The 14,060-nt window shown below is 60.6% G+C and carries 13 protein-coding genes; 6 read left to right on the forward strand and 7 right to left on the reverse strand.

Going from position 1 to position 14,060, the window contains the following annotated elements; translation table 11 throughout:
- Positions 1 to 240: 240 nt before the first annotated feature.
- Complete coding sequence (locus tag NCS03_RS25940; protein WP_250530083.1) at positions 241 to 1,188, reverse strand: LysR family transcriptional regulator; 948 nt, start codon at positions 1,186 to 1,188, stop codon at positions 241 to 243.
- 100 nt (positions 1,189 to 1,288) lie between these two features.
- Between NCS03_RS25940 and NCS03_RS25945 the strand changes: the two genes are divergently transcribed.
- Positions 1,289 to 2,746 carry an aldehyde dehydrogenase family protein gene (locus tag NCS03_RS25945; RefSeq protein WP_250530084.1) on the forward strand — a complete coding sequence of 486 codons (1,458 nt, stop codon included), beginning with the start codon at positions 1,289 to 1,291 and terminating at the stop codon, positions 2,744 to 2,746.
- Here the strand turns inward: NCS03_RS25945 and NCS03_RS25950 are convergent.
- Complete coding sequence (locus tag NCS03_RS25950; protein WP_250530085.1) at positions 2,707 to 4,002, reverse strand: glycosyltransferase family 87 protein; 1,296 nt, start codon at positions 4,000 to 4,002, stop codon at positions 2,707 to 2,709. The genes NCS03_RS25945 and NCS03_RS25950 overlap by 40 nt on opposite strands.
- Positions 4,003 to 4,279: 277 nt before the next feature.
- Positions 4,280 to 5,155, reverse strand: a complete 876-nt coding sequence (gene yghU / locus NCS03_RS25955) for a glutathione-dependent disulfide-bond oxidoreductase (RefSeq protein WP_175980215.1) — start codon at positions 5,153 to 5,155, stop codon at positions 4,280 to 4,282.
- A gap of 107 nt (positions 5,156 to 5,262) precedes the next feature.
- Here yghU and NCS03_RS25960 point away from each other — a divergent pair, with 107 nt between their 5' ends.
- Both NCS03_RS25960 and NCS03_RS25965 read left to right on the forward strand, forming a co-directional pair.
- On the forward strand, positions 5,263 to 5,874 hold the full coding sequence (locus tag NCS03_RS25960) for a TetR/AcrR family transcriptional regulator (protein WP_250458830.1): 612 nt from the start codon (positions 5,263 to 5,265) through the stop codon (positions 5,872 to 5,874).
- Positions 5,875 to 6,015: 141 nt separating this feature from the next.
- Positions 6,016 to 6,402 (forward strand): VOC family protein, encoded by a 387-nt coding sequence (locus NCS03_RS25965; protein ID WP_250530086.1) that lies wholly within the window; start codon positions 6,016 to 6,018, stop codon positions 6,400 to 6,402.
- Positions 6,403 to 6,420: 18 nt separating this feature from the next.
- Here NCS03_RS25965 and NCS03_RS25970 read toward each other — a convergent pair whose 3' ends face one another.
- Positions 6,421 to 7,224, reverse strand: a complete 804-nt coding sequence (locus NCS03_RS25970) for a family 1 encapsulin nanocompartment shell protein (protein ID WP_008346410.1) — start codon at positions 7,222 to 7,224, stop codon at positions 6,421 to 6,423.
- Complete coding sequence (locus NCS03_RS25975; RefSeq protein WP_033536009.1) at positions 7,217 to 8,260, reverse strand: Dyp-type peroxidase; 1,044 nt, start codon at positions 8,258 to 8,260, stop codon at positions 7,217 to 7,219. The genes NCS03_RS25970 and NCS03_RS25975 overlap by 8 nt, the downstream gene beginning before the upstream one ends.
- A gap of 169 nt (positions 8,261 to 8,429) precedes the next feature.
- Here NCS03_RS25975 and NCS03_RS25980 point away from each other — a divergent pair, with 169 nt between their 5' ends.
- Positions 8,430 to 9,146, forward strand: coding sequence for a haloacid dehalogenase type II (locus tag NCS03_RS25980; protein ID WP_250530087.1), 717 nt, complete (start codon positions 8,430 to 8,432; stop codon positions 9,144 to 9,146).
- On the opposite strand, the gene NCS03_RS25985 is transcribed toward NCS03_RS25980, so the two are convergent.
- Positions 9,143 to 9,760: an NUDIX hydrolase gene (locus NCS03_RS25985; protein WP_239295317.1), complete on the reverse strand. Its 618-nt coding sequence runs from the start codon at positions 9,758 to 9,760 to the stop codon at positions 9,143 to 9,145. The two genes, NCS03_RS25980 and NCS03_RS25985, sit on opposite strands and share 4 nt — an antisense overlap.
- A 372-nt stretch (positions 9,761 to 10,132) precedes the next feature.
- Here NCS03_RS25985 and NCS03_RS25990 point away from each other — a divergent pair, with 372 nt between their 5' ends.
- Both NCS03_RS25990 and aspA read left to right on the forward strand, forming a co-directional pair.
- On the forward strand, positions 10,133 to 10,768 hold the full coding sequence (locus tag NCS03_RS25990; protein WP_008346417.1) for a TetR/AcrR family transcriptional regulator: 636 nt from the start codon (positions 10,133 to 10,135) through the stop codon (positions 10,766 to 10,768).
- 197 nt (positions 10,769 to 10,965) lie between these two features.
- Positions 10,966 to 12,384: an aspartate ammonia-lyase gene (aspA, locus tag NCS03_RS25995; RefSeq protein ID WP_250530088.1), complete on the forward strand. Its 1,419-nt coding sequence runs from the start codon at positions 10,966 to 10,968 to the stop codon at positions 12,382 to 12,384.
- A 285-nt stretch (positions 12,385 to 12,669) separates the two neighbouring features.
- On the opposite strand, the gene NCS03_RS26000 is transcribed toward aspA, so the two are convergent.
- Complete coding sequence (locus tag NCS03_RS26000) at positions 12,670 to 13,866, reverse strand: T6SS phospholipase effector Tle1-like catalytic domain-containing protein (protein ID WP_250530089.1); 1,197 nt, start codon at positions 13,864 to 13,866, stop codon at positions 12,670 to 12,672.
- Positions 13,867 to 14,060: the final 194 nt, after the last annotated feature.

The raw sequence follows: 14,060 nt of genomic DNA on the forward strand, positions 1-14,060 counted from the left end.
TCGTTGGATTGGTGAGCGATAGCATCGCGCGTAGTGCGACGATTGCCCGCCGGTGCGAACGTACGCCGATGACAGGGCATGAAAAGAAAGGGTTAACCATTGATCCGATACCGAAAGTGAAATGCAAGGTCGCGTCCGGAAATGAGGCGAGCCTTGCAGGCACAGTGTCGGAATGCCGCTTTCAAGCGACAATCGAACGCCTCACACCGAAAACCGCGATAAACAAAACTGATGGCGGCGTTAAGTCTTTGAATTGACCTTTCGACGCTTCTTTTTCGGCGCCGGGTGCTTTCGATTTGCGTCGGCATATTCGCGGATCATGTCCGTCAATGCGCGCAAGCCCGCCGGCACATGCCGACGGCCGGGATAGTAGAGGCATAGTCCGTCGAGCGGCGGCGTCCAGTCTTCGAGCACGCGCACGAGGGCGCCTGCTTCGAGATCCGCGGCGACATTCCATTCGGTCAGGTAAGCGAGACCGATCCCCGCGCGCGCGGCGGTCAGCATCATGCCCGGTTCGTCGAGCGTCAGCGCGCCGTCGCCATCGATGCGTATGGATTCGCCATGCCGCTCGAATTCCCATTGATAGATCGACCCGCTCGGCATGCGGCTGCGAATGCAGCGATGCGTCGCGAGGTCGGCAGGCGCGCGTGGCGGCTTGTGCTGTTCGAAGTACGCGGGACTGCCGACGACGGCGAAGCGCTGGCGATCGCCGAACGGCACCGCGATCATGTCTTGCGGTACGGTTTCCAGCAGACGAATGCCCGCATCGAAACCTTCGACGACGATATCGATGAGCCGGCCTTCGGTGACGATATCGAGCTTCATGTCCGGATAGCGCTTCAGGAACGCGATGAAAAGCGGCATCGCCTGATGCGCCGCGCCCACCGATGTATTGATACGCAACGTACCCGATGGCGTGTCGCGAAAGCTGCCGGCCTGTTCGAGCGCGTCGCGAATCGTCGAAAGCGCGGGCGCGATGTTCTGCACGAATTGCGCGCCGGCCTCGGAAAGCGACACGCTTCGGGTCGTGCGATTGAAGAGCCGCACGCCGATGCGAGCCTCCAGCGCGGCGATCGCATGACTCAGCGCGGACGTCGATACGCTCAGTTCATTCGCCGCCGCGCGAAAGCTGCGATGCCGCGCGACGGAAAGAACCGCTTCGAGTTCGGTGAGCCCCGATGTTTTCATTATGCTAAATCGTTCAATAGGTCATGCCCGATTGTACGTCTAGTCGAATCAATGCAAACGCCTTATCTTTTGCTCAATACATCGACCGAACGAATTCATCATGCATGACATCGACCAGATTTATATCGGCGGCGCGTTTGTCACACCGCACGGCAACGAGCTTTTCGAACTCTTCAATCCCGCGACGGAAAAAGTTATCGGCCGCGTGCGCCTCGCAGACAAGGACGATGCGCGCAATGCAATTGCGGCGGCGAAGCGCGCATTTCCCGCATTCTCGCGGACGGACAAGCGCGAACGTATCGACATGCTGAAGCGCATGCGCGCCGCCGTCATCGCGAAAGAGGATGAGCTTTTCGAGGCCATCGTCGAAGAATACGGCGCACCGGTTTCGCGCGGCCGCTGGATGGCGCGACATGCGAGCAACGTGCTGCTCGAAGCGGCGAAGGTGCTCGAAGACTATGCGTTCCTGCGTGACGCGGGTACGGCAAAAGTGGTGATGCAACCGCTCGGCGTTGCCGGGCTGATCACGCCGTGGAATAGCGACGCCGGCTTTATCTGCGGCAAGCTGGCGGCGGCGCTCGCGGCGGGTTGCACGGCGGTCATCAAACCGAGCGAAATGAGCGCGATGCAAACGCGCGTCGTCACCGAGGCGCTGCATGAGGCGGGACTTCCGGCAGGCGTGTTCAACATCGTCACGGGCCGAGGCGATATTGTGGGCGCGGAGATCAGCGCGCATCCCGATGTCGCGAAGCTGTCGTTCACGGGATCGACGCTCGTCGGCAAGACGATCCTGCGTACAGCCGCCGATACGCTCAAGCGCGTGACGCTCGAACTCGGCGGCAAGTCGCCGACGATCGTGCTCGACGATGCGAACTTCGACGAAGCCGTGCCGCTCGCGCTCGATGCGGGCTTCATGAACAGCGGTCAGGCATGCATCGCGGGCACGCGCATTCTGGTGCCGCGTGCACGGCTCGCGGAGTTCGAAGAGAAAATCGTGAGCGCCATCGAGAAGATTCGCTCGGGCGATCCGCGCGATCCGCATACGAGCATCGGCCCCATGGTGAGCCGGAAGCAATGGGAGCGCGTGCAGCGTTATATCCGTATTGGCATCGATGAGGGCGCGCGACTGATCGCGGGTGGCGAGGGGCGTCCGGATCACGTCGGCGCGGGCTGGTTCGTGCGTCCGACGCTCTTCAGCGACGTGACCAACGACATGACCATTGCCCGAGAGGAAATCTTCGGGCCGGTGCTGTCGATCATCGCGTACGGCGATATCGAAGATGCCATCGCGATCGCCAACGATACGCCTTATGGTTTGCAGGCGTACATCGCTTCATCGGACGCCGCGCGCGCGAACGCGGTGGCGTCGCGCATCGACGCGGGGCGCGTGCTCGTCAACACGCTCGCGCATGAACCTGCTGCGCCGTTCGGCGGATTCAAGCAATCGGGCATCGGACGCGAATACGGCACGTTCGGCATCGAAGCGTTCCTCGAACCGAAGGCACTGCTGGGCGTCCGTCAAGCCCGCGACTCGAGGCCGCCCGATTCCGCGTGCTGATTGCGCCGCACCGCTGTGGCAGGCCCGAAATAACGCGCGATGCAGAGCGCGTAGGTGATCAGCGCCGAGATCGTGTACATCGCGGATCGCTCCATGAAGAACAGCAAGAGCACGGCAATCGCGAGAAGCAGCATCTCGATGCGAGGCGAGATCGCGGACAGTTGCAGATCGCGGCCCTCGATTGCCGTGCCGAGCAGAATCACGAGCGGAATCAGCGCGACGACCATGTGGATCGGCTCAAGGATCGGCGCGGCAAGCAGCATCGTCATGCATGCGAGCGCGTAGTCCATGCGTTTGTCGCGGCTGCGGAAGAAGACGAGGTAACACGCGAACACGCAGATGATCGCGGCGAAGATCGTCGATGTCGCGTGAAGCGTCGCTTCGGATGCGGGCGTGCCGAGCTTTTCGGATATGGTCTGCAATGCGCCGCGCACCGAACTGTTGCCGGGCAAGCCACCCGCACCGAGGATGTACGTCTGCGCTCGCCCGATCTCGACGGTCAGATATTCCCAGATCACGCGAAAGCCGAGCTTGCTCGCGGTGAAGAGCGTGATCGCGATGGCGCAGACGCCCGTCGAGATTACCGTGCGCCATTCGCGTCGCAAGAGAAGCAAGCCGACGATGGCGAGCGGTGTCACCTTGAAGACGACGGCGAACGCGAGAAAGACTCCCGCGAGCCAGCGATTGCCGCGCTCGATCAAGAAGAACGACGTCACGAGAAGAAAGAAAAGAAGCTGGTTCGATTGCGCGAGATAGGCGTCATGCAGAACCGGAAAGCTCAGCATGGTCACGCCGATGAGCAGCGCGGTCACGCGCCTGTCTTCGCCGCGATAGGCCATCTTCGCGAGAAGCACTGCGCCGATGATGGACAGCACGACCGACATCGCGACCCAGGCGAGCTTCGCGGTGAACGACGGCAATAGCGCGAATGGCGCAAAGATCAGCGCGAATTGCGGCGGATAACAATAGATCAGGATATCGTCGAGATTCGCGCCGAGCGTCGTCAGATAGGCGACGAGCCGCTCGTTGTTATAGATGAGCGACGGATCGTGCGGCGAATTCAGCACGCTGCTGAAGGCGTAATAGTAGAAATTGAAATCGCTGAAGGCCTTCGGATGATCGGCCGAATAACTCAGCGTGTAGTGATAGATGATGACCATGCGAATCGCGAGAAAACCCGCCGCGACCAGCATGAGCAAAGCCGCGATGATCCGGACGTTATCCGCAGATCTGGCGCCAACCCGAGCGTTCAACATGGACGTTCTCCCGTGTGCCGGCTATCACGTTGTAAGGGCGCTGTAACGAATCCTTTGCGATTGATTCGCTATTCGTCGCATGAAATCGGGCGAGAGAACCGTTAGCGGATCGTATGGCCTACGAATCGTGACAGCATCACAGGGGCCGCGTCAATCTGGTATTTGCGCAGTGCAATGAAGAAACTGCTTTTTGAAAAATGGATGACGCTCGTGCGTTTTTATGCATGCCGCGTGTTGAAAGCAAATATCAGGCTTATCGTCACGCGGCTCGCAGTCGTCACTTCTCCGCGGCGATCTTGTCCTGCGTGCGCGTATCGAAATCGGATCCGTCATGGCGCTCATGCAACTGGCTCGACGGCTCGCCGAAAGTACGGTTCACCATGCGGCCGCGTTTAACGGCGAGACGTGCGCCGATCAATTCGGCCCAGCGGCGCACATGCTTGTATTCATGCACGGAGAGGAACTCGGCGGCGTTGTATAGCCAGCCGTTCACGAGGCCGCCGTACCACGGAAAAATCGCGATATCCGCAATGGTGTAATCGTCCCCGGCAATATAAGTGCTCTGCGCGAGACGCTTGTCGAGCACGTCGAGTTGACGCTTCACTTCCATGGCGAAGCGATCGATCGGATATTCCATCTTGCTCGGCGCATAAGCATAGAAGTGCCCGAATCCACCGCCCAGATAGGGCGCGCTTCCCATCTGCCAAAAAAGCCACGACAAGCACTCGGCGCGCTTTGCCGGTTCCGTCGGCACGAATGCGCCGAACTTCTCCGCGAGATAAAGCAGGATCGCGCCGGATTCGAAAACTCGCACGGGCGTTGCGCCGCTGCGATCCACGAGCGCCGGAATCTTCGAATTCGGATTGATATCGACGAAGCCGCTGCCGAACTGATCGCCATCGCCGATGCGAATGAGCCACGCATCGTATTCCGCATCGCGATGACCAAGCGCCAGCAACTCTTCGAGCATCACGGTGACTTTCACGCCGTTGGGCGTGGCGAGCGAATAGAGCTGTAACGGATGACGGCCGACGGGCAATGCCTTTTCATGTGTCGGACCGGAGACCGGCCGATTGATATTGGCGAATTGTCCGCCGCTTTCCTTGGTCCAGGTCCATACGGCCGGCGGCACATATTCGTTCGATGCGCTCATGCTTCAAGCTCCTTTGCATATGAATTCGGACGAGGTTATCAGGTCGTCCGAAAACATGCTTGACCGGGCTTTGTACAATCGGCTCCGCAATCCACGAGAGGAAACGAATGAGCCAGCGTCCATCGCACAAACCGTATCGCCCGCGAAAAGCGCCCGCGCAATCGCGCTCCGAAGCCACGGTGGCATCCATCGTCGAAGCAGCGGCGCAAGTGCTCGAAAGCGAGGGCTTCGAAGGATTCAACACGAACGCGGTCGCGCGTCGCGCGGGCGTCAGCATCGGTTCGCTCTATCAATACTTTCCGGGCAAGGATGCGCTCATCGTCGCGCTGATTCGTCGTGAAAGCGCGCGCTTCTATGAGGATGCATCGGTCGCGCTCACCAAACGTAGCGGCAAGGCGGCGCTCGAATATCTGATCGGCGCGTCCGTGCGTCAGCAACTACAGCGTCCGATGCTCGCGCGTCTGCTCGATATCGCGGAAGGACGGCCGGCATTGCGCGGCGAAGTGGCGAAAGGGGAAATGGACGCGCTGGTCGAGACGATCGTCGGTCGTGCCGCACCACGTTATCCGAATCCGGAAGTGGCGGCGGCCGATCTGCTCGCCATCGTCAAAGGCATGGTCGATGCCGCGGGCGAACGCGGCGAGCGCGATCTCGACGACCTCGAACGCCGCGTTCGGGCCGCTGTTTTCGGCTATCTGTCGAGAAGCGGCGGCGCGTAAATGCGAGCAATGGAAGCGACGCGACGGTGCAAGCCGCATCGCTGCGGGCTTTCGGCGGCTGTTCGCAATGCGAGTAGTCGAATGTGAGCTTTTGCTTATATTCTGAAGTCTCTATCAACCCAGTAGAGACCGAGCCAAAACATGAAGCTCAATCACCTCAGTTTCCCTTCCGCCGACACACCCGCGACCGCTCGATTCTTCGAGCAGTATCTCGGCTTCACGATATCCGGAACGTGGGACCAGTCGTACATACTCAAGCGTCCCGGTTTCGATGTCGTGATCGATCACGCGCGCGACGATGCACTGGAATGGCCGCGCGCGTTTCATGTCGGCTTCGAATTGCCGAGCCTCGATGATGTGCGCGATCTTTACGAACGCTTCAAGTCGGAAGGCGTGGAGATGGAGACGGACATCTTCAACAACGGGCGCGGCTCGCGCTTTTTCTGCCGCGCCCCGGGCGGCGTGATGTTCGAAATGAATACGCGCTCCGATGCCGCGCCCGAGTATCAGGGCACATTCGACAACTGAAGCGATCGCGACGAAACGTTATTCGCCCGCCGCGATGGACACGGACGCTTCGCTCGTCAGCATCAGGAACGTAAGCGTTTCGCGCAGATAGAGCTGCACGGTCGTGTCGGTATGACTCGTATAGCCGATCGACAAGTCCTGGCCGAGATGCAGCTCGTAATCGCCGCCACGCGTCGAGAGCACACAGCCGCCCTGAAGCGCGGGCGCCCACACGAGATCGCCGCTCACGATGCGCTTGATGTGCTGAATGACCGGATAGCCCTGATCGCTCGCTTCGGCGAGCGCGGTATAAGCATCCGCGCCGAGCAGCACGGAATAGGGTCCGTCTACGCCGGCAAGGCGCAGCTTCTCGAGCGCCTGACTGATCGCGGCGGGATAATCGGCGACGTCCGCGGGGAGATACGTCGGCGCATTGGAGCTGCCCTCGCGGATGCCGGTGATGCCGGCGGCCGCGAAGCCGTCGAAGATCGCGCTGTCTTCCGCGAGCGCTAGTTCGTTCGCGGCGGTCTTCGCGGGTTGCCAGTCGCCATCGTTGGAGCCGCGTTCGACGCTGTCGATCGCTTCGCGCTGCAACGTGAACGGCACGGTGAGTTGCACGAGTTGCTTCACGTCGTATAACTTCGCCGCGACGCCTTGCTTCGGTGAAGCGATGTTCGTCTGATGCCCCGTACCGATGCCCGATAGCGCCGTGCCGCCGGGACTCTTCACGTCGACGACGCGGCGGCCCGCGAGCGCGCGCTTGAACGTGCGCGCGACTTCGGCTTCGATCTGCGACCATGCGGCGCCGGAGATCGGCGCGAGCTCTCGATGCAAGTTATTCATCTTGTGAAGTTCCTTTGAGTGAGCCGATGTTCAATGTTCCTGCGCGGCTATCTTCAGGCGCGTTATCGCTGGCGGAAGAAGTCGCGGCATCCGGGTTGCGGTCGGGAAGTTCGTCGAGCAGATCGTTGGACGGCACGAAGAACAGGCCGCCCGTCACCGCGCGGCTGTAATCGAGCAGGCGGTCGTAATTGCCCGGCGGCCTGCCGACGAACATGTTCTCGAGCATCTGTTCGATCGGCGCGGGCGTGCGCGCATAGCCGATGAAATACGTGCCGAACTCCTTCGCTCCCGGACGTCCGAACGCCATGTTATGCCGAAGGATCTTCACTTCCTTGCCGTTCTCTTCGATCGTCGTGAGCGAGCTATGCGAGCACGACGGCTTGATCGAATCGTCCAGTTCGACATCGGATAACTTTTCACGTCCGATGATCAGTTCCTGTTGCTCGACGGTGAGGCCATTCCACGCATCCAGGTTATGCAGATACTTCTGCACGATCACATAACTGCCGCCGGCGAAATCGGGATCTTCTTCATCGATGATCGTGTAATGCGCGGCGCTCTTTCCTGTCGGGTTCTCGGTACCATCGACGAAGCCCACCATGTCGCGCAGATCGAAGTAGCGAAAGCCATGCACTTCATCGACGACCGTCACTGCATCGCCGAGCTTGTTGAGCATCTGCGCGGCGAGCTCGAAACAAAGGTCCATGTGATCCGCGCGGATATGCATGAGGATGTCGCCGGGCGTCGCGATCGCGCGGCGCTCGCCCGAGCCGAACTCGCGAAACGGATGCAGCGACGCGGGGCGCGGCGCGCCGAAGAGCATGTCCCACGCATCGGCGCTGAAGCCGCATACGCAGGACAAATTCGCGGTCGGCGCGCGCGTGCCGACCGCGCGGACCAGCGCCGCGATGTCGCCGCACCATGAGCGCACGACATCGGCCTTGCCTTCGCCGCGCGCCACGGTGGCGACGATGAAGATCGCGCTTCGGGAAATAGGATCACAGACGGCTTGTGGTTCGGGTGTGTTGTTTGGCATCTGAAAAGATAACCTGAAGTTTCATAGGATCATAAGCTGGCGTATCACTGCTGCGAACCGACGATACACCAAGTTCATGTGATCAATACCCGAAATCGCACGGTTATGTAACATCACGGAGCGCCAAACTTCGTGATCCAATCATCTTCATCGACCGACAGGAGCGACTGTGAAACTGACTGACTTCGATACGCTGACCTTCGACTGCTACGGCACGCTGATCGACTGGGAAACCGGTATCTTCGAAGCGCTGCGTCCGCTGCTGGATCGCGTTCAGCCCGCGCTGACTCGCGATCAGGTGCTCGAGGCCCATGCGCGTCACGAGTCGTCGCAACAGAAGTACACGCCGGGCAAGCGCTATCAGGAGTTACCGGCTATCGTGTACAAGCGGCTCGCGGAAGAGTGGGGCGTTTCTTTCACTCAGGAAGATTGCATGGTCTATGGCCGCTCGATTCGCGACTGGCCCGCATTCCCCGATTCCGCCGATGCCCTTCGATATCTGAAGCAGCATTACAAGCTCGTGATTCTGTCGAATGTCGACAATGAGAGCTTTGCCCATAGCAATGCAAGGCTACAGGTGGAGTTCGACGCAATCATTACGGCGGAAGATATCGGATCTTATAAGCCTTCGCCGCGCAATTTCGAATACATGCTGGAAAAGCTGGGCGAGCGCGGAATCCGCAAGGACAAGATCCTGCATACGGCCGAAAGCCTTTTCCACGATCACAAGCCTGCGAATGGTTTTGGCCTTGCATCGTGCTGGATTTATCGCCGTCATTCGCAGCCCGGCTTCGGCGCGACGATGGACCCGGGCGTTCAGCCGAAGATCGACCTCCGCTTCAACAGCATGGCCGATCTGGTCGAAGCCCATCAGAATTCGCTTTAGTCGAAGTCGACTTCGCCGCCGCGTCGCAGCGCGTCCAGACGCCGGATCTGCGCGGGCATGATGCGGCCCAGCGACAGCGGCGGAAGGTCGTCGAGACTGAAGAACTCGACGGCATCGGTTTCCACGCCGATCACATTGCCGGTTCCCACGATCTCGCCGAGAAAGACGAGCTTCCAGATGTGAAAGACCGACGGCGGATGCGGGTGCTTCGCCGTATCCCACGCGGCCAGCAGCCGCACGATGTCGACCGTATAGCCGCTTTCCTCACGCACTTCCTTCGCGGCATTCTCCGCAGGCGACAGGCCGACATCCGCCCAGCCGCCGGGAAGCGACCACAATCCATCGGCTGCTTCGCGCACGAGCAGGATGTGGCCGGACTCGTTGAACACGGCGCATCTGACGTCGAGCTTCGGGTTCGCATAACCCGACTCGAATGCGAAAAGCTCCGCCACTTCGCCCGCTTTCATCGATGCGATCTCGGCAAGCTGTTCATGCGCGATCGTCGCTATTTCTTCGTAGCGTTCCTTGTCGAATGCGCCGTTCGTATAGTGCAGTCCCGTTTGTGCGAGGGCCAACAGGCGTCGCGCTTGTTCGAGTCGTCGATTCGAGGACATGTTCATTCCTGCGTTTCCATGTATGACTGTGCGGTCGTGAGCAGCGGGTGCTCTAAGGTTCGAAAGAGCGGTGAGTTTTGCTTGCGCCTCGTCGCAAAATGGATGCATGCGACGCTTTACCGCAAGCATCTTGCGCCGGACCGTTTTCTGCATTGCGGCGCAGGGAGGCGGCCGCCTGCCGCGGCGAGAGTCAAGCTGGACTGACGGTTTCCTATGGTTTCTCATCGATTCGACGATATCGCTAGCGTTTCATTTTTTCGTCGTCAAGGCGGCAAGATTACTTATACTCGGATCTATGCTCTGGCCCATTACGGTCGGCATAATGTCATCTATCAAAATGACAATCGTAATTCGATCCGTAGCCGCAAAGATATGAGCGAACAACGAACAAAACGAGACCCCGAGGGGACGCGGCGGCGCATTCTGGAGGCCGCCACGGAGCAATTCACGAAGTTCGGCCTCGCGGGCGCGAGAGTCGACGCCATCGCCACGGCCGCGGGCACGAACGAGCGCATGCTCTACTACTACTTCGCGAGCAAGGAAGGGCTCTACGTCGCCGTGCTCGAAGCGATGTACATGCAGTTTTCGCAACGCGAGCAAGGCCTCAATCTGTCCGGCCTGCAACCAGCGGAAGCGGTCCGCGAACTGGCTCATTCGATCTGGACGCATCTGCGGGAAAACCCTCAGTGGCTGAGTCTCATCAACAACGAGAATCTGCACGAAGGCCGTTATCTGGAGCGTTCGAGCCATTTGCGCGAGACCATCTCGCCAGTGGTCGATCTGCTGCGCGCGACGCTCGAACGTGGCGCCGCCGCCGGACACTTTCGTCAGGGCGTCGATCCGCTCGATTTTTACGTGACGCTCGTCGGCATGGGCTATTACATCGTGTCGAACCGCTTCACCATCGACATGTTCACCGGCCGCAATTACGCCGAGCCCGAACGTCAGCACGCGATCGCGGAGATGCATCTCGACATGTTGCTCACCTACCTGCGTCCAACCAACTGACCAACGCGGGTCTGGACGTCATGCAAAAGTTGCATAGCCGTATGCGACAGTAGCATTCACGTTTTTTCTGCCTTCCCTAAGATTCCAACCTGACACAAGAAAGCGGCGCATCGACTTCGATGCGCCTGCCATTCCCGAGCGCGCGCGCCGGTTATGACCGATCGTTCGTGCGTCATCCCAAGTCAGGACGGAAATTCATGCTCGCGCCCATCGAACGTATCGAACACGATCTGCTCGGCGATCTCGCCGTGCCCGCCAACGCGTACTACGGCGTGCACACGCTGCGCGCGCTGCAGAACTTTCCGATCACCGGCATCGCCATTTCCGCTTACCCGAATCTCGTCGATGCACTGGCGAGCGTGAAGGAGGCGGCCGCGCTCGCCAACCACGAACTCGGCGTGCTGAGCGAAGTGAAAATGCAGGCCATCGTGCACGCATGCAGGCAAGTGCGCTCGGGCACGGCGCACGAGCATTTCGTCGTCGATGTGATTCAGGGCGGCGCGGGCACGTCGACGAACATGAACGCGAACGAAGTCATCGCCAATCTCGCGCTCGAACATCTCGGGCATCGACGCGGCGAATACGGCGTGTTGCACCCGAACGAGGACGTGAACCTCGGCCAGAGCACCAACGACGTCTATCCGACCGCACTGAAGATCGCCACGTACGCGGGCATCATGCAACTGATCGAAGCGATGGGCGTGCTGCGCGGATCGTTCGAACGCAAGGCGCTCGAGTTCCGCGACGATCTGAAAATGGGCCGCACGCAGCTTCAGGACGCGGTGCCGATGACGCTCGGCCAGGAGTTCAGCACCTTCGCCGTGATGCTCGGCGAGGACGAAGCGCGCTTGAAGGAAGCGGCGAAACTGATCTGCGAAATCAATCTCGGCGCCACCGCGATCGGCACGGGCATCAACACGCATCCGCGCTACGCGCAGCTCGCGTGCAGGCATTTGAGCGACGTGACCGGCATCACGCTGACGACATCGCCGAATCTCGTCGAAGCGACGCAGGACGTCGGCGCATTCGTGCAGCTTTCCGGTGTGCTGAAGCGCGTCGCGGTCAAGCTCTCGAAGACCTGCAACGATCTTCGTCTGCTGTCGAGCGGACCGCGCGCGGGACTCGGCGAAATCAACCTGCCGCCGGTGCAGGCCGGGTCGAGCATCATGCCGGGCAAGGTGAATCCGGTGATTCCGGAAGTTGTCAATCAGATCGCGTTCGAAGTCATCGGCAACGATGTGACCGTGAGCTTCGCCGCCGAGGCGGGCCAGCTTCAGCTCAATGCGTTCGAGCCGATCATCGCGCACAGTCTCTTCAAGAGCATCGCGCATTTGCGCGCGGGATGCCTCACGCTCGCGTCGAAATGCGTCGACGGCATCAGCGCGAATCGCGACCGCTTGCGCGCGATCCTCGAAAGCTCGATCGGCATCGTGACGGCGCTCAATCCGTATATCGGCTACACGCATTCGACGGAAGTCGCGAAGGAAGCGCTCGTGTCCGGCAAGAGCGTGGCGCAGATCGTCATCGAAAAAGGGCTGTTGAGCCCGTTGCAACTCGACGAAATCCTGCAGCCCGCGATGCTGACGCAGCCGCGCGGCATCGCGTCGGCGGCTTGAGAAGCCGTTTCGCGCCAGCCGGAGTAGACTGTTTTTGCGGTGTGCCTGCCGCGAAAGGAGGTTGCGATGAGATTCGCCGATATGTTCAAGCGCCCGAAACGCGGCGCGACGGCTGCTCCCGGGGACGCGGAGCCTCACCACGAGGAACACGCGAAATCGGTGCAGAAAGAGGCGCGCAAGCTGTGGGACGTCATTGGCCGAAATCGCCATAAGAGCGCGAAGTGGCACTAGCGAAGTGGCGTAGGAAGCGGGGCCGGGAACGAAAGTCCCGGGCCCGCAACGTTTTCAGGTCGTGATCCAGTTGGTGTGCGCCGGGAAGAGCGTGCCGAGCACGGCGGGCGAGTACGTGTTCGGAACCGGCACCGGCTTGCCCGCCACCATCACGAGGCCCAAACGCTGCGCGACCGACACATGCGCGCCAATGTCCTGCGGAAACGCGAACGGGCCGCGCGGCCCGAATGGACGCAGCGAGAAGGGCGGCTCCGTCCACGGCGAATGCGACTTGCCGAGAAAATCCGGCTGCAGGGACCAGGGCGGCGTCTTCAGACGCATGCCGATGGCCGGATCGGCGAGGCGCTTCAGCATCCATTCGCAGGCGATATCCGAAAGCCCCGATTCGGCATTCGGATAGCCGCCGCCGACATCCGCGTGAGCGCCCGCGAACAGCACCTGCGTGATGCCCTCGCGTGAATCCCACAGCGTCGGCGTGAAATCGCCGCGCTGCTCGTCGAGACTGATCGCGTGAATGCCGAACTTGACCTTCGGGCTGAGCGCGGTATCGGCGAAGCGGAACAGATCGACCGTCGAATCCTTGCTGTCGAGATAAATCGGAATGCCGAGCGCGCCGACCGTATCCCAGACGCCGATGGCGCGAATTTCATCGACGGGCAGCGTGTCATCCGGCTGCAGTCTCGCTAACGCGAGCGTCGGATCGAAATTGACGATCTTTTCGAGCAGCCCCCGCAGTCCGCCCGCGTTGCGCACCGGCGGTCTCGCCTCGCGATACTTGCGCCACGCGAGTATGCCCATGCGATACGCGAGCGCCTTGTCGTTCACGTCGTAACGGCTCGTGTCGAGCACGCCGACGCTCGCGATCATTCCGCCGAGCGCGCGCGCCGTGTACGCGCCGCGGCTGAAGCCCATCAGGATGATGCGGTCGCCCGGCCGGTAGTGACGCGATATGAACGTATAGCCCCGCACGATGCGCGCGATGATGCCATCGCCGAATGCGCCGCCCACGAGTTTCGCGATGACGTTGCGCGAATCGCCGACGCCATGCAGATATTTCGCGACCTGTCCGTCCGGCCCCGGTTCGGCGATTTCCTGTTCGGAGGCGAGCAGCGTGGACGCGGGGTCCGGTTCGCCGGACAGCAGCATGAACGCCTTGAATACGTTCGTGGGATCCGGCGTGCCGTCGTTGTCGTGATCGGTGTCGGGACCGTTCCAGGTTCCATCCGCGCAGAAAATGATGTTCTTGCTCATGATGCACCTTCCTTTCCATCGTGACGCCGCAAGCACTCGCTCAGTATGTCTTAGTGTCTCGGCGATCGATCGGCAAGCCGCACGTCTTCTGCGAACGACGCTTTGGCCGAAAGAGCCTAACCGAGATCGAATGGCGGCTTTACTTTTGCAAAAGGACGGGTTTATAAAGGAGCCATCCTTGAAAAAAACTCAAT

It is taken from the genome of Caballeronia sp. ATUFL_F1_KS4A, from assembly GCF_023630905.1.
Taxonomy (GTDB): Bacteria; Pseudomonadota; Gammaproteobacteria; order Burkholderiales; family Burkholderiaceae; genus Caballeronia; species Caballeronia zhejiangensis.